At 69.2% G+C, this 19,663-nt stretch carries 28 protein-coding genes; 18 read left to right on the plus strand and 10 right to left on the minus strand.

Going from position 1 to position 19,663, the window contains the following annotated elements:
* Positions 1 to 16 precede the first annotated feature (16 nt).
* Positions 17 to 1,033, plus strand: coding sequence for a Ku protein (locus AB0D34_RS33125; protein WP_362668311.1), 1,017 nt, complete (start codon positions 17 to 19; stop codon positions 1,031 to 1,033).
* 54 nt (positions 1,034 to 1,087) lie between these two features.
* Here the strand turns inward: AB0D34_RS33125 and AB0D34_RS33130 are convergent, their stop codons facing one another.
* The 6 genes from AB0D34_RS33130 to AB0D34_RS33155 form a co-directional block, all read right to left on the minus strand.
* A complete protein-coding gene (locus tag AB0D34_RS33130; RefSeq protein WP_362668573.1) occupies positions 1,088 to 1,594 on the minus strand; it encodes a peptidylprolyl isomerase in 507 nt (168 codons plus the stop codon).
* Between the two features lie 89 nt (positions 1,595 to 1,683).
* On the minus strand, positions 1,684 to 1,845 hold the full coding sequence (locus AB0D34_RS33135) for a hypothetical protein (protein ID WP_362668313.1): 162 nt from the start codon (positions 1,843 to 1,845) through the stop codon (positions 1,684 to 1,686).
* 50 nt (positions 1,846 to 1,895) lie between these two features.
* Positions 1,896 to 2,264 carry a hypothetical protein gene (locus tag AB0D34_RS33140; RefSeq protein ID WP_362668315.1) on the minus strand — a complete coding sequence of 123 codons (369 nt, stop codon included), beginning with the start codon at positions 2,262 to 2,264 and terminating at the stop codon, positions 1,896 to 1,898.
* Between the two features lie 8 nt (positions 2,265 to 2,272).
* Entirely contained in the window at positions 2,273 to 2,782 is a 510-nt protein-coding gene (locus tag AB0D34_RS33145) for a SigE family RNA polymerase sigma factor (RefSeq protein ID WP_362668317.1), read from the minus strand.
* A gap of 180 nt (positions 2,783 to 2,962) precedes the next feature.
* Positions 2,963 to 3,400 (minus strand): hypothetical protein, encoded by a 438-nt coding sequence (locus AB0D34_RS33150; RefSeq protein ID WP_362668319.1) that lies wholly within the window; start codon positions 3,398 to 3,400, stop codon positions 2,963 to 2,965.
* 12 nt (positions 3,401 to 3,412) lie between these two features.
* Positions 3,413 to 4,489: an acyltransferase family protein gene (locus AB0D34_RS33155; RefSeq protein WP_362668321.1), complete on the minus strand. Its 1,077-nt coding sequence runs from the start codon at positions 4,487 to 4,489 to the stop codon at positions 3,413 to 3,415.
* Between the two features lie 234 nt (positions 4,490 to 4,723).
* On the opposite strand from AB0D34_RS33155, the gene AB0D34_RS33160 reads away from it, so the two are divergent.
* Positions 4,724 to 5,107 carry a DUF6083 domain-containing protein gene (locus AB0D34_RS33160; protein WP_362668323.1) on the plus strand — a complete coding sequence of 128 codons (384 nt, stop codon included), beginning with the start codon at positions 4,724 to 4,726 and terminating at the stop codon, positions 5,105 to 5,107.
* A 186-nt stretch (positions 5,108 to 5,293) separates the two neighbouring features.
* On the opposite strand, the gene AB0D34_RS33165 is transcribed toward AB0D34_RS33160, so the two are convergent.
* A complete protein-coding gene (locus AB0D34_RS33165; RefSeq protein WP_362668326.1) occupies positions 5,294 to 5,710 on the minus strand; it encodes a DNA-binding protein in 417 nt (138 codons plus the stop codon).
* A complete protein-coding gene (locus AB0D34_RS33170; protein WP_362668329.1) occupies positions 5,707 to 5,967 on the minus strand; it encodes a CopG family transcriptional regulator in 261 nt (86 codons plus the stop codon). Before AB0D34_RS33170 ends, AB0D34_RS33165 begins: the two co-directional genes overlap by 4 nt.
* A 1,710-nt stretch (positions 5,968 to 7,677) precedes the next feature.
* Between AB0D34_RS33170 and AB0D34_RS33175 the strand changes: the two genes are divergently transcribed.
* Both AB0D34_RS33175 and AB0D34_RS33180 read left to right on the plus strand, forming a co-directional pair.
* The gene (locus AB0D34_RS33175; protein WP_362668331.1) at positions 7,678 to 7,878 is read left to right on the plus strand and encodes a type II toxin-antitoxin system VapB family antitoxin; all 201 of its coding nucleotides are present in this window, start codon (positions 7,678 to 7,680) and stop codon (positions 7,876 to 7,878) included.
* Positions 7,869 to 8,294 carry a PIN domain nuclease gene (locus AB0D34_RS33180; protein WP_362668333.1) on the plus strand — a complete coding sequence of 142 codons (426 nt, stop codon included), beginning with the start codon at positions 7,869 to 7,871 and terminating at the stop codon, positions 8,292 to 8,294. The genes AB0D34_RS33175 and AB0D34_RS33180 overlap by 10 nt, the downstream gene beginning before the upstream one ends.
* A gap of 48 nt (positions 8,295 to 8,342) precedes the next feature.
* Here the strand turns inward: AB0D34_RS33180 and AB0D34_RS33185 are convergent, their stop codons facing one another.
* Positions 8,343 to 9,590, minus strand: a complete 1,248-nt coding sequence (locus AB0D34_RS33185; protein WP_362668335.1) for an XRE family transcriptional regulator — start codon at positions 9,588 to 9,590, stop codon at positions 8,343 to 8,345.
* A 158-nt stretch (positions 9,591 to 9,748) separates the two neighbouring features.
* Entirely contained in the window at positions 9,749 to 10,129 is a 381-nt protein-coding gene (locus AB0D34_RS33190; protein WP_362668338.1) for a GntR family transcriptional regulator, read from the minus strand.
* Positions 10,130 to 10,747: 618 nt separating this feature from the next.
* Here AB0D34_RS33190 and AB0D34_RS33195 point away from each other — a divergent pair.
* The 14 genes from AB0D34_RS33195 to AB0D34_RS33260 all read left to right on the plus strand — a co-directional run bounded on the left by AB0D34_RS33195 (position 10,748) and on the right by AB0D34_RS33260 (position 19,545).
* Positions 10,748 to 11,041: a hypothetical protein gene (locus tag AB0D34_RS33195; protein WP_362668341.1), complete on the plus strand. Its 294-nt coding sequence runs from the start codon at positions 10,748 to 10,750 to the stop codon at positions 11,039 to 11,041.
* Positions 11,038 to 12,024 (plus strand): DUF2637 domain-containing protein, encoded by a 987-nt coding sequence (locus AB0D34_RS33200; RefSeq protein WP_362668343.1) that lies wholly within the window; start codon positions 11,038 to 11,040, stop codon positions 12,022 to 12,024. Before AB0D34_RS33195 ends, AB0D34_RS33200 begins: the two co-directional genes overlap by 4 nt.
* Positions 12,021 to 12,671, plus strand: a complete 651-nt coding sequence (locus AB0D34_RS33205; protein ID WP_362668345.1) for a GGDEF domain-containing protein — start codon at positions 12,021 to 12,023, stop codon at positions 12,669 to 12,671. Before AB0D34_RS33200 ends, AB0D34_RS33205 begins: the two co-directional genes overlap by 4 nt.
* The gene (locus tag AB0D34_RS33210) at positions 12,668 to 12,994 is read left to right on the plus strand and encodes a hypothetical protein (RefSeq protein WP_362668348.1); all 327 of its coding nucleotides are present in this window, start codon (positions 12,668 to 12,670) and stop codon (positions 12,992 to 12,994) included. The genes AB0D34_RS33205 and AB0D34_RS33210 overlap by 4 nt, the downstream gene beginning before the upstream one ends.
* A 61-nt stretch (positions 12,995 to 13,055) precedes the next feature.
* Entirely contained in the window at positions 13,056 to 13,373 is a 318-nt protein-coding gene (locus AB0D34_RS33215; protein ID WP_362668350.1) for a hypothetical protein, read from the plus strand.
* Positions 13,374 to 13,375: 2 nt separating this feature from the next.
* Positions 13,376 to 13,546 carry a pRL2-8 gene (locus AB0D34_RS33220; RefSeq protein ID WP_362668352.1) on the plus strand — a complete coding sequence of 57 codons (171 nt, stop codon included), beginning with the start codon at positions 13,376 to 13,378 and terminating at the stop codon, positions 13,544 to 13,546.
* Positions 13,547 to 13,548: 2 nt separating this feature from the next.
* Complete coding sequence (locus AB0D34_RS33225; protein ID WP_362668353.1) at positions 13,549 to 13,848, plus strand: hypothetical protein; 300 nt, start codon at positions 13,549 to 13,551, stop codon at positions 13,846 to 13,848.
* A 153-nt stretch (positions 13,849 to 14,001) separates the two neighbouring features.
* A complete protein-coding gene (locus AB0D34_RS33230; protein WP_362668356.1) occupies positions 14,002 to 16,242 on the plus strand; it encodes an FtsK/SpoIIIE domain-containing protein in 2,241 nt (746 codons plus the stop codon).
* 140 nt (positions 16,243 to 16,382) lie between these two features.
* A complete protein-coding gene (locus AB0D34_RS33235; protein ID WP_362668358.1) occupies positions 16,383 to 16,634 on the plus strand; it encodes a hypothetical protein in 252 nt (83 codons plus the stop codon).
* Between the two features lie 25 nt (positions 16,635 to 16,659).
* A complete protein-coding gene (locus tag AB0D34_RS33240) occupies positions 16,660 to 16,848 on the plus strand; it encodes a hypothetical protein (RefSeq protein WP_362668361.1) in 189 nt (62 codons plus the stop codon).
* Between the two features lie 8 nt (positions 16,849 to 16,856).
* Positions 16,857 to 17,459 (plus strand): hypothetical protein, encoded by a 603-nt coding sequence (locus AB0D34_RS33245; RefSeq protein WP_362668363.1) that lies wholly within the window; start codon positions 16,857 to 16,859, stop codon positions 17,457 to 17,459.
* A complete protein-coding gene (locus AB0D34_RS33250; protein ID WP_362668365.1) occupies positions 17,456 to 17,833 on the plus strand; it encodes a MazG-like family protein in 378 nt (125 codons plus the stop codon). Before AB0D34_RS33245 ends, AB0D34_RS33250 begins: the two co-directional genes overlap by 4 nt.
* Positions 17,834 to 17,920: 87 nt before the next feature.
* A complete protein-coding gene (locus AB0D34_RS33255; protein ID WP_362668368.1) occupies positions 17,921 to 18,658 on the plus strand; it encodes a class I SAM-dependent methyltransferase in 738 nt (245 codons plus the stop codon).
* Positions 18,655 to 19,545: a bifunctional DNA primase/polymerase gene (locus tag AB0D34_RS33260; protein ID WP_362668370.1), complete on the plus strand. Its 891-nt coding sequence runs from the start codon at positions 18,655 to 18,657 to the stop codon at positions 19,543 to 19,545. Before AB0D34_RS33255 ends, AB0D34_RS33260 begins: the two co-directional genes overlap by 4 nt.
* The last annotated feature ends 118 nt before the right edge of the window (positions 19,546 to 19,663 follow it).

Raw genomic sequence — 19,663 nt, forward strand, 5'->3', positions numbered from 1 at the left:
CGAAAGGGTGCTGCACGTGCGATCCATATGGAACGGCGCCATCTCGTTCGGCCTGGTCAGCATCCCGATCAAGCTGGTGAACGCCACCGAGAGCCACTCGATCTCGTTCCGCCAGATCCACACCGAGGACGGCGGCCGTATCCGTTACCGCAAGGTCTGCGAACTGGAGGACCGCGAGGTCACCCAGGCCGAGATCTCCAAGGGCTACGAGGACGCGGACGGCACGATCGTCCCGATCACCGACGAGGACCTCGCCCATCTGCCGCTCCCCACGGCGAAGACGATCGAGATCGTGGCCTTCGTGCCGGGCGACCGGATCGACCCGCTCCAGATGGACGCCGCGTACTACCTCCAGGCCGGCGGCGCCCCGGCGGCCAAGCCGTACACCCTGCTGAGGGAGGCGCTCAAGCGCAGCAACAAGGTGGCGATCGCCAAGTTCGCGCTGCGCGGACGGGAGCGGCTCGGCATGCTCCGGGTGGTGGAGGACGCCATCGCGCTGCACGGCCTGCTGTGGCCCGACGAGGTCCGGGCCCCCGAGGGCCTCGCCCCCGACACCAAGGTCAAGGTCAGCGACAAGGAACTCGACCTCGCCGACGCCCTGATGGACACCCTGGGCGAGATCGACCTCGACGAACTGCACGACGAGTACCGCGAGGCCCTGGAGGAGGTCGTCGCCGCGAAGGCCGCGGGCGAGGCACCTCCGGAGGCGCCCGAGGCGGCCCGCGGCGGCAAGGTCCTCGACCTGATGGCCGCGCTGGAGAAGAGCGTGCGGGACGCGAAGGAGTCCCGCGGCGAGGAACCGGCGGAGGTCAGACCGCTGCCCCAGCGGAAGTCTGCGCGGGCGGCGCCGAAGCAGACGGGCGGGAAGAAGTCGACGGCGAAGAAGACCACGACCGCGAAGAAGACGACGGCCGCGAAGAAGACGACCGCGAAGTCGTCACAGGGCACGAAGAAGACCGCGGCGGCGAAGAAAACCACGAGCGCGAAGAAGACGACGGCCAAGAAGACGACCGCCCGCAAACGGACCGCGTGACCCGCGCACTGCCGTCGGCAGTACCCGGGTCACCCCGGCCTCGGGTGCCGTCGGTCAGTCGACGACCTTGGCGGACTCGATGATCACCGGCTGCGTCGGCACGTCACCGTGACCACGGCTGCTGCCGGTCCGCACGCCCTTGATCTGGTCGACGACGTCCTGGCCCTCGACGACCTTGCCGAACACGGTGTAACCCCAGCCGTTCGGGCTCTTGGCCGTGAAGTTCAGGAACTCGTTGTCCGAGACGTTGACGAAGAACTGGGCGGTCGCCGAGTGCGGGTCGCTGGTGCGCGCCATCGCCACGGTGTACGCGTTGTTCTTCAGACCGTTGTCGGCCTCGTTGGGCACCGGCGCGAGCGTGGGCTTCTGCACCATGTCAGGGGTGAAGCCACCGCCCTGGACCATGAAACCGTCGATCACCCGGTGGAAGATCGTGCCGTCGTAGTGCCCGTTGCCGACGTACTTGAGGAAGTTCTCGACCGTCTTGGGCGCCTCGGCGTCGGCCAGCTCGAGGACGATACGGCCGAAGTTGGTGGTCAGCTCGACCCTGGACATGGGAATCGTCCCTTTCTGGTGGGGCATGACCGAAGCATCTTGTCACACGGTTGTGCGGGGACTGGGACCCCGGAGAGCCTGGGCCCGGCGAACCGTTACTCGGCCAGGTGCGCCGACTGGCCGTCCTGAGCCGCCGGATGGCCCAGGTGCGCACCGGCGCCCAGGTGCCGACGGCCGGGAAGGCCATCCAGCTCGCCGTCGAGTACGACCCGCACCCACCCTTGGACGCGGGCGACGCGGCCGGGGCGAGCGGGCAACTCAAGCAGCGCGCACCGGACTTGCTCCTCACCTCCCCGTCCTCACGGCCTCAGGGCACGGGTGACGTCAGGGGTCCCTCGCCCGTGCCCGAGGGTGAGGGAACCACCGACGCCTCGGAGGGGACCGGCGACGGCGACGCCGGGCCGGGCGTGGTGGTGGCCGGGGGGCTGCTCGCAGGGCTCAGCGGCACCGAGGAACGGCCGGGATCGGTGCCGGGCAGCGCGGCCACGACCCCGGCGGCGAGAACGGCGGCCACCAGCGCGCCCACGGCGCCCGAGACCGCCGTACGACGACGCCGGATCCGTCGGCCGCCGGCGACGGCCGCGTCGGTGACACCGGGGAAGGACGGCTCCCGCGCGCCGTCGAGCATGGCCTCGAAGACGTCCCGCACCCGTTCACCCTCGTGCGTGTCATGCATCTCCCGCCTCACCTCCCGCTCGTCTCGCCGGCCAGACCCTCGACGAGCCCACGCAGCCGGACCAGCCCGCGGGCACTCTGGCTCTTGACCGTGCCCGGGGTCACGCGCAGCGCCTCCGCGGTCTGCTCCACGCTCCAGTCCTCCCAGAACCGCAGCACCAGCACCGCCCGGTAGCGGGGCGGCAGTTCCATCAGCGCGGCCTGCATCACCAGCCGCAACTCGGGGGTGACCGGCTCCGCGGACGTCGGCTCGGGCACCTCGTCCACCGGCTCCTCGCGCCAACTCCGCCTGCGGTACTGGTCGATGAAGGCGCGGGTGAGGATCGTACGGGCGTACGCCTCGACATTGCCGTCGCGGCGGACGCGGCCCCAGGACGCGTACAGCTTCATCAACGTCGTCTGGGTCAGGTCCTGGGCCTGGTGCCAGTCCCCGCACAGCAGATACGCGCTGCGCCTGAGCTGCCCCTGTCTGGCCTCGGCGAACTCCCGGAACTCCCGCTCCCGGACTGCTTCCCGCACCCGCCGACCCTCCGCCGAACCGATCCACCTGTCCTCCAGAGGTACGGCGAGGGGCCCCGCGAGGTTGCACGCCCAGGGAAGAGAAGTTTCCGGTCCGGCGCGCGCAACCCGCCCCCGCCGACGCCCCGTACTCCTCTCACACAACCGATCCCACGACAGAGGAGCAGTCTTGACGAACCGTCATGACACCCGACCCACCCGCCGTCTCGTGATCGGCGCCCTCGCGGGAACCGCCGTGGCCGTGGCGGGCTGGGCCGCCGTCGCGAACGCCACGACCGAGTCCGCGAAGCCGAAGCCGGCACCGGCTTCGGCGTCCGCGAAACCTACGGGGGTGCCGTCGACGGTGCCGTCCGCGGTGCCTTCGGAACCGAGTGCGGTGCCGTCGGTGCCCGCGACCGTGCCGAGTCCGGCGCCGTCGGTTGTGCCGACCAGGGGGTCGTCGCCGGTCCCGAGTGAGGAGCCGTCGGTTGTTCCGAGCCCCGTTCCCGCGGAGCCGACCACCGTGCCCAGCCCGGTTCCCTCGGTCCCCGGGAGGTCGTCCAAGTAGGCCGGGCCGAGCGGCACCGAACCGGGCGGCCTGTACGGGACGGCGACGCCCCGGTCGCCGTCCCGTCGCACGGTCAACTCCCGTCAGGCACGCCCGGGTTGAACCGCATCCCGCCGGAACGCCCACCGCATCTCCGGCTCCACGACACCCCGCAGGGCGCGCCGGACGGGCGGAGTGCACAGCACGGTCACCACGACCGCGGCGACCAGGGCGACCGCACCCACCCCGAGCGGCCCATGGACCCACGCGGGCCCGTACCAACCCCAGAACCGGGCACCCTGGACGAGGAATCCGTGCAGGAGATAGCCGTACAGGGTCCCCGCCCCCAGCGCGGTGAACCAGGTCCGGCGCCCCGGTACCAGCGCGAAGAAGCACCCCACGAGGAGCAGCGAACACCCGAAGACGACCAGCGTCATCACCGGCCCCGACCAGGCGGGCCCGCCCAACTCCCGGGCGCTGTCCCGGTGATAGAACCAGGCACCGCTCATCCGCGGCACGGCCCAGTAGGCCGCGACGAGCGCGCCCGCGAACACCGGCACCGCCACCACCCGCGCCGCGCGCCGCCGTACCACCTGGAAGTGCTCGGGCTTCATCAGCAGGCCCAGCACGAAGTACGGCAGGAACTGCAGGACCCGCTGCAGGTCGAGGTCGTCCCCGATGGACGGCGTGAGGGTCGCGAGCATCGCCACGGCGAGCGCGAGCGGCAGCGGATGACGCACCCGCTGCCAGAGGGGCGTGGTCAGCCGCCACACGAACAGCGCCACCAGGAACCACGTCAGATACAGCGGATCGAGCAGGCTCACCGGCCGGTCCGGCACCTGGTCGGTCCACCGCGTGAAGAAGGTGTACGCCGTCTCGAACACGACGTACGGCACGACGAGCCCCGTGACCAGCCGCCGCAGCCGCCCCGGGCTCCCGTCGAAGTTCCGCGAAAAGTAACCGGACACGACGATGAACGCCGGCATGTGAAAGGCGTACACGAGCAGATACAGCGCCGACACCGCCCGGCTCCCGTCCCGCAACGGCTCCCACGCATGCCCCACCGCGACCAGGACGATCGCCAGATACTTGGCATTGTCGAAGAAGGCGTCCCGCTCCTTGGGACGCTGCTCTGTTGCGGGTCTTTCCCGAGGGATGCCCGTGAGAAGTCGCTCGCGCATCCTGGTCGCCTCACCGCCCGCGGGCCGGCCCAAACTCCGCAATCGCGTGCGAACGCTGCCCCCTGTGGGCCGTCAGGACCCCGGCCGTCGGGGTGTCTCGGCCGCGCGCTGTCGGTCGTCGGTTGCAGGAGGGACCTTCCGCGTCATGCGCAGTTCCACCAATGGATGTAGACATCACGCGTTCCGTCCGATTCCCCTCTTCGCCTGGGGCCCCGGGCTGCCGACCCTCGCAGTATGGGGGCTTTGGAAGAACGACCGCGCAGGTTGGAAGGCGGGCAGTCACTCTGCCTCTTCTGTGGGCTGCCGGCCGACCGCGTGGCCACACTGGAGTACGACTGGGTCATGCTGGAGCCGGACATGGAGCCGCTGGCCCATACCGTGCCGGCCGAGCATCGATGGATCGCACTGCCGGACGGACGCGTCACGGTCTACGGCGTGTGCCCACCGGACCCGTTCCAGCGCTGCCGCATCGAACACCGCCTTGCCTGTCCGGCACAACAGCTACCCGACCTCTGGCCATGGCTGACGAGCCTACGGCGCGAGAACGGACGCCGAACGGAACGCGAGAAGGAGGCGAAACCACCACAGCTCCCGAAGCCATGGCCGGATGCCGGCTGAGGTCTCTCGATCGCCGTCCACAGACAGGCAGTTCCTGCGCTTGGGCAAAGGTCCCGACCTCAGCGTTTCCGCTGGTGACGGGGGTTCAGAACTGGCCGGCGCCAGAAGACGCCCAACAGCGGAGCACCTGGCTCAGCCCAGGTTCCGGGCGAACGGCAATGGCTCGCACGGACATCCACTGAAGGATCAGATTTTGATGACGATGGCTCGCCCACCGCACAGCGCCGTGAGGTCCTCCGGATCGGAGGTCAGGATTGTCACGGGGCCGGGGGCGGTGAGGGCGGTGGCCCCGAGCATGGCGTCGATGGCGTACTCGTGGCCGTGCAGGCCCGCGTCGGCAAGGAGTGCGGCGGCGTGGCGGCCGATGGGCTCGGTGACCGGTTCGACAACCAGGCGGGACAGGGTCCACTCCAGCGCCGGGCGGTTGATCCGAGGGTGGACCACCTCGACGAGGGTGGCTGCGGAGGTGATGACGCGCAGGTCGTCGGCGCGGGCCAGGGCGAGCCAGGCGGTGACGGTGCGGTCGCGCAGGACGGCCTTGGCCAGCCCTTCGCTGTCGAGGACCAGCGTGCCGCCGGGGGTAGCGGGGGAGGGGTGGGTCACGCGGAGTTCGCCCCGCCTGTCTGTTGCTGGCGGGCCTGGTGGAGTTGGTCGCGCAGCGCCTGGATCTCCTCGTCCGTCACGGGCCCGTGCTCGGCCTCGGCGACCTGGATGATCTCGTTGAGGTTGTCCCGCTCGATCTGGCGGGCCACGGCGGCCGCCACATAGGCAGACAGGCCGGAAGGGCCGCTGCGGGCCTTGGCGGCCTCGGCGATGTCCCGCGGCATGGTGATCGAGTACTTGCCGGTAGGCTCGCTCATGCTACTCATCCTACCTCGGATCCTCCCACGCGGAGATGTCTTACTGGGAACTCGAGTCGGCTGGCAGGACCGGTCGGGAGTGATCCCCACCCGCCGCGCCAGGCTTCAGGCCCCTGGATCCGGGGGGCTTCGTCGTCCCCGGGGTTGACCAGGGACGATGCCTCAAGATCGTGTCCACGAATGGTCCAGGGACCCCGACATGGGGCCGCTCACGGTGGCATACGGCTGCACAAACGCGAAGACCCCGCACTCAGCGTATCCGCTGGTCACGGGGTCTTCAGGCACCTCAGAAGGGGTGCCCCCGGCAGGATTCGAACCTGCGCACACGGCTCCGGAGAGCACGTGCATGGGAGTCACTAGAGCGTCCTGACCTGCGCTTTGCTTGATCCGCGACTCCTCGCCCTGCGGGCTCACGCACTACTCACGCACTCTCCGCTCCGAGCATGTGTTCTGAGGGAGAGCGAGTGTCGCAGCAGGCCAACCCTTGCGGAACTGTGCGACAGTCCCCGCGCCCCTGGGGCAGGGCCTTACAGTACCGGCAGGTTCTTCGCTGTGGGCCCCCCTTCGACGACCCACAGGCGGCCCAGCGGCAACGCAATCCATGACGTCTTCGTCCCGAACGCGATCAGGGCCCTCTTGACCTTGCGTGAGAGCCATCTGACCTGCTTGTTCGTCTCCAGAACAGTCCACTGCCGTCCGGGGCCGTCTGGGTGCGGTCGCCTCATCGGCCCCCTGTTTGGCCCCGTGGCTCACCACTCTCCGAGGCAGAGTTTGTCAGGCAAGGGTGCAGCTCAAGGCAGGTTCTTGGACGTTTGTTCGATCTTCTGCTCGTGCGGCCCGTGGTGGGCACCTTCTCGCGAGAGGGCAAGCCTGGCAGACTGTTACGGCTGCAAGGGGGGGTGTGAGGCACGGGCATGGGGATGTCGGAGTTAAAGGCCGCGCTGGCAGAGGCGTACGCCAATGGTGTGGAGCCGAAATTCGTATCAGTCGCTGACAATGGTGACGAGCTCTGGAGCATGGGCAGTGCAATGTTCGTACTGCCAGCCGTGCCGGCGGGCGCTACTCCTGAGTTGGAGTATGCGCTTCGAGTGCGTAGGGACGCTGTCCTGTCCGGCACATGCGAAGAATGCAATGCTTCGCTGGACGCGGATCCATTTGGGCGTCTCGAAGGTGTTGAGGCTGTGGCCGCTATTATCGCTCACCGACGCAACTGTCCTGCTTCGGATGAGAATCTACTACCGCAACTTCGGCGATTCCGTGAACAACGCGAATCAACGTCGACCGACGATATCTTCGCCGCCGCTAGTAAAGCAACTAGGCTGAGTGTGGAGGCGAAAGCTCCATCACGACGAATTATCCGCAATAGAAAGTTCGAAATGTGGAGTCGTCGGCTCTTGGATCAAAAGCTTGCGGAGTCGACGGGGAAATGCGGCCACCTTCACGTGGATCCGGCCCAGACCTGGAACATCCTACTTGGTGACACAAGGTGGACGTGTAACCAGTGTTGGGAATATCAGGGCCAGGAGATTATTCGCGGGAACTCCCCGATTAGCGCTCAAGAGGATTTTACGTGCGATCATTGCCGCACTGTGAAAGATGAACTTGAGCCGTTGATTCTTCGCATCGGAACTTTCGTTCTGCATGGCGGATTGTGTCGAACCTGCTCAAAGCGTAGTATGGAGACCACCGAGAAGCCGCGGAGGAAGAGAAATGGGGCCAAGCGTAGAGGACGTCGATGAGTCGGCGCTCAATGAGGCTCAACGGGTCCTCGGCACTACAAACCGTCGCGATACAGTAAATGCCGCACTCCGGGAAGTTGCGCGCCAAAAGCTCGTCGACGATTTCCTTGAGTTCATGGCTTCTAGAGATCCGGAAGAGCTTGAGAGGCTACGGAACGAGGCGTGGCACTAGATCCGTTGTACATGGTGGATAACAGCGCGATGAACCGGTACAAGCACGCCGCTGTTGCAGCGCGCCTTGAACCTTTGATTCGCGGTGGGGTTGTTGCTACTTGCGGAGCGCTGGACATTGAGGCGCTTTATTCTGCACAGAGTCCGGCCGAGTATGAGCGGATGCGTGCAATGCGTGGTGCGGCGTTCACGTACGTTGAAACAGATGAAGACGACTGGCAGCAAGCGCTAAGTGTTCAGCGTGAACTCGCCGCGAAATCTCAGCACAGGGGCCCGAAGGTTCCGGACCTGGTGATTGCTGCTGTCGCTCAGAGGCATGGACTCACACTCCTCCACTACGACTCCGACTTTGACCGCATCGTTGAATTTACCGGCCAGAAAGGCGAGTGGGTGGTGCCGCGCGGTTCTGTTCCTTAACTGGTTGACTCCACGCGGCATATGAAAGCCTGATTTTGCCCTACTCGATCACTGCGGCAGGAAGCCTGGCTTTTCTCGTCCAAGGGCGCTTAGCCGCGCGAGGTAGTCCTGTGCTGCTGGCTCTGAGCTGTACCGCCGCTTCATCTCGGCAGCGAGTTCGCGACTGGTCATGATGAGCGACGGCACAGACTGCCGGTCGCCTTCGAGGGCGCGTTCGCCCATGATGAGTGCTTGCTCCAAGTCGCCCTCACGCGCCGCCGTGACTCCGAGCGTGACCCGCGCTTCCGCGTTACGCATGGGCGAGCGGTCAGTGCCGTCGAAGTCCGTTCCTACCCTCAGGACCTCTTCGGCGAGCGTGCGCGCGAGCTTGTCCTCGCCGACCAGGCGGTAGCAGTCCATCGCGTAGAAATCGAACTTGGCGGGGTCCACCACGAAGTGATTGTCCAGGTTCTCGGGGTGCGGCATCGCTTCGAGCAATCGCCGCCCCTTGTCCAAGGTGACCTCGACCTGCCGGCGGTCTCCGAGCCGTGCCCATGCCTTGGCTTCCTGGGCAGCGAGTTGCACGGCCACGCCGTGGTGCGCCGCCGTCTCGGCTCCGGCCCGCGCTGCCGCGATGACGCCGCGGTAGTCGCCGGTAGTGAGGGCGAACCATGCCCGCATCTCGTGCGCCCACCCGGCAACCTCTGCATGGTCAGCCTCGGTCGCGAGGGAGAGCGCGGCCTGTCGCGTCGACTCGGCCGCATGGCGGTCGCCCGTGTCGTACTCGACGCATCCGACCAGTAGTGCGAGCCAGCCGGACAGCGCGAGAACCTCGCGGTGTTGCGCGAGCGTGAGGCTCTTCGAGTGAAGTTCAACGACGCGGCGAAGCCACTGCCGTCCCTCAACGAGAAGTTGCTCGCTCGGCATGAACGGGTACTCCGAGGCGAGTCGGTCCGTCGTGATCCGCAGAGCGTCAAGCGTGGCGTTGTCGACGTCGGACCGGTTGAGACGGCTCACGATCTCCAGTGTCTCCATACCGGACGCTGCCAAGATCTCCTTGTCTCCGTCCCTCCGTGAGGGCGCCGGGAAGAGCGCGTGCGTCACGGTGCCGAATGTGGCCGCGATGATCGGTTGGTAGAAGTCGTTCGGTGCCTGGCCTGACTCCCAGCGCTTCCACTGGCGAATCAAGCTCTCTTCCGCGGGCAGCTCCGTGGGAGCGTGCGCCCGCAGGGCCCTGACTGCGTCACGCTGCGACCAGTCGCGTGCCATCCGCTCAGCCGCGATGCGCCGCGCCCATGCGGGCCTGTTGTCGGTCATGCGCCCTCCTCCGAGTGCCTGCTCCGAGTCTCGCGCGCGAGCCGGGGGGACAGGGAAGGTGACAGGCCGGTGTCACCGGACATGTCCCCTCCTCTGGTCTTCCGTCCCCTGGCTGTCACTTACCTCTCAACTCCCGTTGCTTGCATGCTGGTTGCAGATCACGCACCACCCGGCACGGAGCGGCTTTCGAGCGCTTCGAGCCTGCCGCGAAGTTCCGAGACTTGGGAGGTGAGATGTTCGAGCTGACGCAGGACTTCGGGAAGGTCGACACCTGCGTCGGCCTCGCTGGCTTCAGTCGCCTGCTGCGGATCGCGGGCGTAGCTGCCGCGGGATGTGGTCAGGATGAGTCCATCCTCACGGAGGATCGAAAGGGCTCGCTGCACCGTCATTCCCGAGATCTTGAACCGTGTGGCCAAGTCTCGCACGGAGCCCACATGAGCCCCCGGCTCGATGTCGCCACGCAAGATCTCTTGCCGCAGGATGTCGGCCGCCTGCTCGGACTCCGGTCTGGGGTCGTCTTTCGAGATTTCAGCGCTCATCACGCCATCGAGCGTACCCACTCCTAGTACGACCTAGCACGAATCTGCACGGACCTCTTGCGCCACGGTACGTGCTAGTACATGCTGTTACGCATCAGCACGGCAAGCCCGGAAGGGCTTCACCGGCTGGGTTCGCAAGTGCTTGACCTGCACGAATGCAGAGGGCGGGGACGCTGCAATCCCGCTAAAGGCCAGGTGGAACAGGGTTTCGGCCCGTACTGGCGAGGTGGCCCGGTGACCGCGAGCAACGGCCGGAGAGTGGGGACACGGTCCCCCTTGCAGTGCGTATCCCCTGTTCAGCGGTCTGAAGGAGTGTCAGTGAGTCGACGAAAGCGATGGGCGCGGCCGTGATCGACCGGCATGGCGGCGCCGTTCCATCCCTGGTCCGTGAGCACCTCGGAGTGCTGCGGCCAACCGGTCGTCTTTCACCGAATCGCGGCGGCTAGCGCCGCGCCGGTTGCTCGCCCTGTCCGTCTGGGCGCTCTGCGGAGCGGTCCCGTACGGGCGGGGTTGAGGGGAGCCGGAGCCCCGGTGTCCGCAACGTTCCGGAGCAGTCGCCGTCTCACCAACACGCCTGCGGCTGCTCCGGCTTCCTGTCCCTCCGATTCAGGAGCCTCCATGCACGCCTACATCGGCGGCCATCAGGCCGTGAACGACCTTGATTTCGTCGAACTCGCTCTCGGTACCCCGCTCGAACTCTGGCTCGGAGTGGAGGGGGAGAGCGAGATGGAGCGCGCGGCCCGGCTGGACGCCGCGCGGGACATCCTCGCCGACAACCCGGCCCTTCCCGACGACGTGAGCCGCATCGCCGCTGAGGCGATCGAGGCGTACGCGCCGGAGCTGTTCAACGTCCTGCCGCTGCCGCGCCCTACGCGGCGCCGCCGGAGCTCTCGGAAGGGGGCAGCGGCATGACCACCGTGACCGAGACGGAGATGACCCGGCCTCAGGTGCCGCCGTTGTCGAAGCCTGAGCTGTGGCTGTTGGGTGCGGTCGCCGTCCTCGCGGCCGGGGTCGGCGGGCTGGGTCTGGCGTCCTCGTTCGAGGCGGTGTCGGCCGCGGGTGCCCGCTGGGGGTTCGCCTCCCCGTGGATGCTGCCGGTCGGTATCGACGTGGCCATTCCGGTGTTCACCGCGGCTTTCCTGCTGCTGATCCGCACGGACATGCCGTTGGGCTGGGTGCGGTTCGTGCCGTGGGTGCTGACCGGGGTGACGTGCTGGCTGAACATCGCGGCCGGGCAGTCGCTGTCCGCGAAGGTGGCGCACGGCACGATGCCGCTGCTGTGGGTGGTCCTGTCCGAAGTTGCCGCCCACGTCTACGCCTCCCGGATCGGCGCGGTGACCGGCCGGCGGATGGAGAAGATCCGCCGCTCTCGCTGGCTGCTCGCTCCGCTGTCCACCTTCGCCCTGTGGCGCCGCATGACCCTGTGGGAGGTCACCTCCTACGGCGATGCGCTCGCCCGTGAGCGGGATCGGCAGCTGGCCCGCGCGGACCTGCGCGAGCGCTACGGCCGCAAGTGGCGGCGCGAGACCCCGCGGCGCGAGCGGGTGCTGTTGAAGCTGGGTGAGCTGGCCCCGGCCGCTGAGGACGTCCCGCCGGTGGCGCCGCAGGATGCGGAGCCGCCGAAGCAGGAGGCGCCGAAGGCGCCGCGCAAGCGTCCCAGCAAGCCCAAGGCCACCAAGGCGCAGCGGACTCCGGCGGAACTGCTCGCCGAGGCTCGCACGCTCACGGCCGACTGGCCCGATGACGGGATCAATGCCGAGGCGCTGCGCACCACGCTGCACTGCTCGGCTGCCAACTCCCGTGTTCTTCGGGACCTGTTGCTGACCGAGCGTGCGGAGGGCCGACGCCTGCACCCCGTTGACGGCACCGAGGACGGCGAGGGGGCAGCGGCATGAGCACGCTCGCCACGATCCTGCTGTCTGTGCTTCCGCTGGCCGCGGGTTGGGCGGGGCATGTGTGGTGGCTGCGAGGCTGCCTGAACACGGCCCGGCGTGACCCGCTGACCGGCCTGCGCACTCGGGACGGTTTCACCCGCCGCGCCACGGTCCTGCTGAAGGACCCGCGCGCGGTCGTGGTGCTGGCCGACGTCGACAAGTTCAAGCAGATCAACGACCGCTTCGGGCATGCGGTCGGGGACGCGCTGTTGAAGGCGACCGCGGACCGGCTCGCCCACCACGCCGGACGTGCCGGGGTGGCCGGGAGACTCGGGGGCGATGAGTTCGCTGCCGTCCTCATCGACGACCACGGCACCGCCGGGGACCTACTCGCCGTGCTGCACGGCGTCCTCGCCCGGCCGGTCGACGGCCAGGACCCGGCCGTGAACACCACGGTTTCGCTGGGCTGGGTGCGCGCCGCCGACTTCCCGGCCGACGACCTGTCCGGCCTGCTGCGGCGGGCGGATGAGGCGATGTACGCGGCCAAGCAGGCCCGTGCGGGAATGCGCCGTCCCGGGCTCGGCAGGCTCTTTGCCACCGTCTCCGGACGTCGCTCCGGCCGGACCGGCGCCCGCACCGATGCGCCGATCGTGGGGGTGGCGGCATGAGCGAACCCCTTGTTGGCGCCGCCCTGTTCCGCGCGGTCATGCAGGCCGCGGGCAACCGCTGCCAGTGCGAGGGCGTATGCGGCCAGCCCCACACCAAGGGCAAGGGCCGATGCCTGCACGAGCACGACCACCACACCAGCAAGCACGGGCGCCGGGTGCGGCTGATGGCAGCCCCTGCCGACCCGCTTGCTTCGGACGTCGCCGCCGCCCGCCTGCCCGCGGGTGCGCTGCGGGCCTGGTGCCCGGACTGCCACACGGCGGCTGCCCGGCGTGCTCGCGCCGCGGTGCCGGCGGAGGACGCGCCGGGCCTGTTCGACCTGTGAACCCTGCTTCGGGCGGGCCTTGCGGCCCGCCGACGACCCCCACTTCAAGGAGGGGCTAACCATGGCCAAGCCCAACACGAGCCGTCTGGACCGGGAGATCCGGCAGACGGAACGCAAGATCGAAGCAGTCCGCAAGGAAGAAATGTGGCCGCTGACCGGTAAGGAGCGGCGTGCCGTAATGGGGGCGCTCGCCGGAGGCTCGTACAAGGTCGTACGTGGCAAGAGCACCGACCGCGCGGAGCGGAAGCTGGAGACGCTGCGGCAGTCGGTGATGACCCGGCTGTCCGCGGAGCTGACCGCGTTGCAGACGGAGCGGCAGCGGATCGTGAACGAGGCCGCCGCCGCGAAGGCTGCCAAGAAGTCGTCGGGGTGGTGGTGACCATGGCCCGCACCCAGACGCCTCCGGGCGAGTGCCCGCAGTGCTGGGAGCACGCCCACAACCGGGGCATCCACCGGCGCCTCCGGCCGCGCGAGGACTGCCCGCAATGCGTGGACCACATGCGCAACGGCTGCCCGTACATCGTGCCCAAGCAGAAGTCGAGTTGGTGGTGAGCATGGAGCACCGTTGCCCCGCCGCCCACCCGGAGGACCCCACGCCCTGCGTCGGTCCGGTCGCCGTGACCGTGCTCGATGCGGTCAACGCCGGTGCCGACGGGTGCGAGCACCACGCCGCCCGCCTGCTGGCCTCCCTCGACAGCGCGAGCGTCTACGCCCTGCCGGACGCCCCTTACGGCGCGGCCATTCGCGTCTTCAAGGCCGCCGACGGTATCCGCCCGTTCTGCTGGGTCGACGGCCCGCGTACCAAGCCGTCCCAGCTCAGCCACGCGGAGAACCGCGCGCGCAACAGCCGCTGACCCGCGGCCAGCGCACGCACGTTCTAGGGGCACGAATCGTGCCCCTTCCGGCTCTCCTCAGCCCGCACGATCGCACCACGGGCCCGGCCGCTCACCTCCTACAGCGACGGCCGGGCCCGCTCTCCCTCACACCCAAAAGTGGAAGGACCACCAGTGAAACACCCCGACGACGACAACGAACTCTTCAACCGGCTGGAAGCCGAGATGACCGACTCCGCCGCCCCCGAGGGGGGTGAGGTGGTCGACCTGAGCAAGGCGCGGACCGCCCGCGGCGAGTCGGCCGACTCCGCCCCCGACGGGTTGGGCGACTCCCGGCCGCCGCAGTCGCCCGACTCGGAGGCGACCGGGTCGGGCGAGGGTCGGCCGACCCCGGTCGACAGCTCCGTCCCGACCGTGTCGGGTCCGGGTCTGGTCGACCGCATCAAGGACTCCAAGCGGCTGGACGTCTTCCCGGCGTGGATGAAGTCCCGCGCGGAGTTCACGGAGGCGCTCGGCTGGCTGGCCGGGCACGTAGGCCACACCGCCGCCTTCCACGCGGTGCGCGTTCCCTTCGTCTACCTGCCCAAGCTGGTGTGGCGCTCGCCGCGCGGTGCACTCAACATCCTGGGCAGGATCGGCCGTTGGGCCGTGGACGCCGAGGGCGAGGGACTGCGGCAGTACACCGCGACGCACGAGCAGGTGGACGAGTACCTGAAGCTGTCGCGGCAGCGCGATCGGCGGGTGCGGCTGCGGATGATCCTGACCGTCCTGGGCAGCATCGTCGCCCTGGGTGTGAGCCTGTTCCTCGTCTTCGGCGCACAGCCGATGACGCAGGCCATCGCCCTCGCCGCGCTCATGTTCTGCTGCGGGGTGGCGGGTGTGCCGGCGGATGCGCCGCTGGCCACGCGTGCGGTCATCAAGACCGAGGTGCAGAAGCTGACCAGCGACATCGTGGTCAAGGCCATGGCGTCGATCGGCATCGGGCAGATCGCCTCCGCGGTCGCCAAGGGCCAGGACGGCATCCGGTTCGTCGCCCCGATCACCCGCGAGGGTCCGGGCTGGCGCGCGGACATCGACCTGCCCTTGGGCGTGACCGTGGCGGACGTCGCCGACCGGCGTGCCCGACTCGCCTCCGGCCTGCGCCGCCCGCTCGGGTGTGTGTGGCCCGACGCGGACCCCAACGAGCACGAGGGACGGCTCATCCTGTGGGTGGGGGACCGGGACCTGTCCAAGACCGGCATCGTCAAGTGGCAGCTGGCAGGCGCCCGTCGGCACGACATCTTCAAGCGCAACCCGTTCGGCATCGACCCGCGAGGGCGCGCTCAGTCGGTGCCGATGATCCAGCACAACATCCTGATCGGCTCGCTGCCCGGCCAGGGCAAGACCGCCTCGGTGCGGGTGCTGGCCTGCGGTGCCGCCCTGGATCCGTCGGTGGAACTGTGGCTGCACGAGAACAAGGGCACCGGTGACCTGGACTCCCTCGAATGCGTCAGCCACCGGTTCGTCTCCGGCATCGACGACGACTCCATCAAGTACGCGGCCGACTCGCTGAAGCTGCTGCGTGCGGAGGTCATGCGCCGCGCCAAGGCGATCAAGATGCTGCCGCGGGACCTGTGCCCGGACAAGCGCATCACCCGTGCCATTGCCGACAAGCGGTCGCTGAAGCTGTGGCCGCTGGTCGGGGTGTTCGATGAGTGCCAGAACCTGTTCGCGCACCCCAAGTACGGCAAACAGGCTGGTGAGGACGCTGAGTTCATCATCAAGCTCGGGCGTGCGCTGGGTGTGATCCTGGTGCTGGCCACCCAGCGCCCGGACAAGGACTCGCTGCCGACCGGGATCAGCGGCAACGTGTCCATCCGCTTCGCGCTCAAGGTCGCGGGCCAGGTCGAGAACGACATGATCCTTGGCACGTCCGCGTACAAGAACGGCGTGCGCGCCACCTCGTTCCGCCCCGAGATCGACGCAGGCAACGGCTACCTCGCCGGAGCCACCGCGCTGCCGGTCGTGGTGCGCACCGCCTACCTGGACGACAACGCCACCCACGCCATCGCGCAGCGTGCGCACGCGCTGCGCAAGGCCGAAGGGACGCTGTCCGGGCACGCTCTCGGAGAGGAAGCCGAAGCCGCGTCCGGCCCGTCGTACGACCTGCTCGCCGACGTCGCCGCGGTCGTGCCCGCGAGTGAGGAGCGGGTGTGGAACGAGCGCATCGCCGTCCGGCTGGCGGAGCTGCGGCCGGAGGTCTACGACGGCTGGAAGGGCGAGAACGTCACCTCCGCGCTCAAGCCGCACGGCATCGCCACCCGCGGTGTGGCCGGGATGACCGACGAGGGCGAGCGCACCACCCGCCGCGGCATCGTCCGGAACGACCTCACCAAGGCGATTGCGGAGCGTGACGAAAGTCGGGGCGCCGCCTAGCCCCGGGTGACTGCTACCGGTAGCGGGGTGACCTGCTACCGGTAGCACCCCCGCTAGCACCCCAAACCGCTTCCCATCAGCGATCTAGCAAATAGCACCCCACCTGCAAAAATCCCGGAAACCGGCCCGGAGGGACCCTCGTGACCCCCATCGCCCTTGCTATCGCCTGCCTGGTGCTCGTCACGCTCTGTTACGTGAGCGTGTGTGCGGGCAGCCCGTTCGGCACCTGCCGCAGGTGCCGCGGCTTCGGCTTCGCCACGACCACCGACCGCAAGGGACGGCCCAAGCGCGGCAAGCAGTGCCGCCGCTGCAAGGGCCGCGGCAAGCGCGTCCGTGCCGGTCGCTGGCTCTACAACCGCGCCTCCCGAATCTACCGCGACGGCACCCGCTGACCCCCTCGGAAGGAGACCCGCCGGCATGGCCGTGACCGTCTCGCTCCTGCTCATCTTCGGCGTCCTGCTCGTCATCCTGCTGCGCTCCAAGGCGCTGGGCTTCGGCTCCGCGTTCGTGGCCGTGATGTTCGGCTTCTACCTCGCCACGAGCGGCGCCGCCACCACCGTCAACGCCCTCATGCGCGCCCTCGTGGCCGCGCTGCCCAACCTGTGAGGTACGCCGTGAACGAACCCATCGTCGCCCGGCACTGGCTCGCCATCGCCGCCCCCAAGGCCGCGCCCGCTCTTGCCACCACGACCGTGCTCGCTCTCGCCCGGATCTGGAACGCCAACGGCGCCGAACACTCCGTCGGAAACGCCGTCCTCATGGGCGCCCTGTCCCTGGGAGCCGCCGCCGCGGGCGTGGCCGCGGGCAACCACACCGGCGACTCCGTCCTGGTGGGCACCGCGTTCGCCGCCTCCGGCGCGCTCGCCTTCGCGGGCGTGGCCGGATACGCCGACGGCATGCCGCTGCCGCTGCTGCTGTGGTCCCTGGCCACCACCGGCGCCTACGCCCTCGCCGCCCGCTACTGGCGCACCGACCGCCGCGAGACGCTCGCCCACGAGCGGGACATGACCGACCGGCGCGAGGAACGCGCCCACATCGAGCGCGTCGAAACCCTCCGCGCCACCACCCAGGTTGAGGTGGCCCGCACCGGCGCCGCCTACGCCGAACAGCTCGCCGCCGCCCTGGTCCACCGCGCCACGCTGCCCGGCTTCGACCCCGCCGCCCTGCAACGCACGGGGCTGCCCGAACTCCCCACCACCGAGAGGAAGTCCGCATGAGCGCGATCCTGTGGCCCGTCGTCGGCCGCATCGTCACCGCCCTGAACGCCGCCAACGGCACAGGCGAGCACGAGAGGGCGATGCGCCTGATCAAGGTCGTTGAGGAAGCGGGCGAGGCATCCGCCGCCTACATCGGCATGACCGGCCAGAACCCCCGCAAGGGCACCACCCACACCCCGGCGGACGTGGCCGACGAACTGTGTGACGTCATCATCGCCGCCGCCGTCGCCCTGCACGCCTTCAGCGACGAACCGGCCGCCGTTCTGACCGCCAAGCTGGACGCCGCTGCCCGGCGCCTCACCCGCGATGCGGAGCACAACGCACTCGCCGCACTCGGCTACTCCGGCCCGACCGACGCCGACGACGACCTGTAGCTACGCCCGGGGCGGGCGCCGTCTCACCACAAGCCTGCGCCCGCCCCGGTCCTCCAGTCCCTCCAAGAGAGCAGGAGAACTCCCAGCATGACCCAACCCCCCGACATTCGGCGAGCACCCGCCGCGTTCCGCCCCTTCCGGGTCCTGGACGGCTGCTGCATCGGCGGCGCCACCGAGGGCTACCGGCGAGCGTTCGGCCCGAACTGCCACATCACCGGCGTGGACATCGAGCCCCAACCCGACTACCGGGGCGACGCCTTCCATCAGGGCGACGTCATCGAATTCATCCGCGCCCACGGCCACCAGTTCGACTTCATCCACGTCTCTCCGCCCTGCCAGGGCGAGGGCGCCCCCACCAAGGGCACCAACGCCGCGCGCAACGCGGCGATCGGCCGCACCTACCCCCGGCTCATCGCCCCCACCCGTGCCGCCCTGGAGACCACGGGCCAGCCGTACGTGATCGAGAACGTGGCCGGCTCCGAGGTGCGCAAAGACGTCCGGCTGTGCGGCGAGATGTTCGGCCTCGCCGTGCTCATGCACCGCTACTTCGAACTAGGAGGCTGGACCACCCTCCAGCCGACCCACCCCCGCCATCGGGGCCGCGTGCGCGGCTGGCGCCATGGCGAGTACTTCGACGGCCCCTACGTCGCCGCGTACGGCAAGGGCGGCGGCAAGGCCACCGTGGAGGAGATCCGCGCCGCCAAGGGCATCGACTGGTCCACCGATCACCTGAGGCTGCGGGAAGCGTTGCCGCCCGCCTACACGGAATGGATCGGAGCAGCGTTCCTCGCCTCGCTCGCCCCCACGCTCGGGGTGGCCGCATGAACAAGCACCTGCTGAATGCCGCGCTGGCCGCCGCCGCGCGCGGCTGGTACGTCTTCCCTCTGCGTCCCGGCACCAAGCGGCCCGCCCTGCACGGCGAGGCATCCTGCCCCCGCACCGGACCGTGCGCGAGCGGCCACCGGAAGTGGGAGCAGCGCGCCACCACCGACCCCGAGCACATCCGCGCCGCCTGGTCGCGGGCCCAGTTCAACGTCGGCATCGCCACCGGTCCCTCCGGGCTGGTCGTCGTCGACCTCGACATGCCCAAGGACAGGGGCAGTGCGGACGCGCCTTGCGGCGCGGCAACCTTTGGGGCGCTCTGCGAGCGCGCCGGCCACCCCGTTCCCGACACCTATCGGACGCGGACCGCGAGCGGAGGGACGCACCTGTACTTCGCCGCCCCGCCTGCCATCCGGCTGGCCAACACCGCAGGAACCATCGGCGAGTTGGTCGACACCCGCGCGTGGGGCGGCTACGTCGTCGCCGCGGGCAGCACCACCGACACCGGAGCGTACGAAGCCGTGAGCGACTCCGTGGCGGCTCCGCTGCCCGAATGGCTACAAACCATCCTGAACCCTGCTCCCGCGCGCTCTGCGGGGCCGCTGAGGCTGCCTGTAGTCGACGGGAGCCGCGCGGCCCTGTCCGCGCTGGAAGCTGAGTGCGCCGTCGTGTCCGCGGCGCCGGACAAGCAGCGCAACACCACGCTCAACCGGTGCGCCTTCAAGGTGGGGCGCTTCGTCGCGTGGGGCGACATCCCCCGGCACGTGGTGGAAGAGGCCTTCCAAGCGGCGGGGGAAGCGCGGGGACTCACCGCTGCCGAGTGCCGCGCCACCATCGGCAGCGCTCTGGACAGCTCCATCCGTAAGGCCCGGCCCCGGGAGGCGGCATGAACGCCCCCCGGTCCTCCCCCTTGGAAGGCCAACCCCCCGTGAGCGGAGGGAGTGTCGCCGAACTCGCCTCGCTCGCATCGGCCGTGGGCGACCCGAAGGGCGTCGCCGAAGGCGTCCG

The organism is Streptomyces sp. NPDC048420 (assembly GCF_040651535.1).
GTDB lineage: Bacteria > Actinomycetota > Actinomycetes > Streptomycetales > Streptomycetaceae > Streptomyces.

Bases quoted from the DNA above. Each gene is read 5' to 3' on its own strand.
- AB0D34_RS33215 (WP_362668350.1), top strand. From the start codon at position 13,056: ATGGCCAAGCCCAACACGAGCCGTCTGGACCGGGAGATCCGGCAGACG.
- AB0D34_RS33255 (WP_362668368.1), top strand. From the start codon at position 17,921: ATGACCCAACCCCCCGACATTCGGCGAGCACCCGCCGCGTTCCGCCCC.
- AB0D34_RS33155 (WP_362668321.1), bottom strand. From the start codon at position 4,489: ATGCGCGAGCGACTTCTCACGGGCATCCCTCGGGAAAGACCCGCAACA.
- AB0D34_RS33185 (WP_362668335.1), bottom strand. From the start codon at position 9,590: ATGACCGACAACAGGCCCGCATGGGCGCGGCGCATCGCGGCTGAGCGG.
- AB0D34_RS33225 (WP_362668353.1), top strand. From the start codon at position 13,549: ATGGAGCACCGTTGCCCCGCCGCCCACCCGGAGGACCCCACGCCCTGC.
- AB0D34_RS33205 (WP_362668345.1), top strand. From the start codon at position 12,021: ATGAGCACGCTCGCCACGATCCTGCTGTCTGTGCTTCCGCTGGCCGCG.
- AB0D34_RS33210 (WP_362668348.1), top strand. From the start codon at position 12,668: ATGAGCGAACCCCTTGTTGGCGCCGCCCTGTTCCGCGCGGTCATGCAG.
- AB0D34_RS33140 (WP_362668315.1), bottom strand. From the start codon at position 2,264: ATGCATGACACGCACGAGGGTGAACGGGTGCGGGACGTCTTCGAGGCC.
- AB0D34_RS33250 (WP_362668365.1), top strand. From the start codon at position 17,456: ATGAGCGCGATCCTGTGGCCCGTCGTCGGCCGCATCGTCACCGCCCTG.
- AB0D34_RS33170 (WP_362668329.1), bottom strand. From the start codon at position 5,967: ATGAGCGAGCCTACCGGCAAGTACTCGATCACCATGCCGCGGGACATC.
- AB0D34_RS33220 (WP_362668352.1), top strand. From the start codon at position 13,376: ATGGCCCGCACCCAGACGCCTCCGGGCGAGTGCCCGCAGTGCTGGGAG.
- AB0D34_RS33200 (WP_362668343.1), top strand. From the start codon at position 11,038: ATGACCACCGTGACCGAGACGGAGATGACCCGGCCTCAGGTGCCGCCG.
- AB0D34_RS33195 (WP_362668341.1), top strand. From the start codon at position 10,748: ATGCACGCCTACATCGGCGGCCATCAGGCCGTGAACGACCTTGATTTC.
- AB0D34_RS33175 (WP_362668331.1), top strand. From the start codon at position 7,678: ATGGGGCCAAGCGTAGAGGACGTCGATGAGTCGGCGCTCAATGAGGCT.
- AB0D34_RS33190 (WP_362668338.1), bottom strand. From the start codon at position 10,129: ATGAGCGCTGAAATCTCGAAAGACGACCCCAGACCGGAGTCCGAGCAG.
- AB0D34_RS33240 (WP_362668361.1), top strand. From the start codon at position 16,660: ATGGCCGTGACCGTCTCGCTCCTGCTCATCTTCGGCGTCCTGCTCGTC.
- AB0D34_RS33260 (WP_362668370.1), top strand. From the start codon at position 18,655: ATGAACAAGCACCTGCTGAATGCCGCGCTGGCCGCCGCCGCGCGCGGC.
- AB0D34_RS33160 (WP_362668323.1), top strand. From the start codon at position 4,724: ATGGGGGCTTTGGAAGAACGACCGCGCAGGTTGGAAGGCGGGCAGTCA.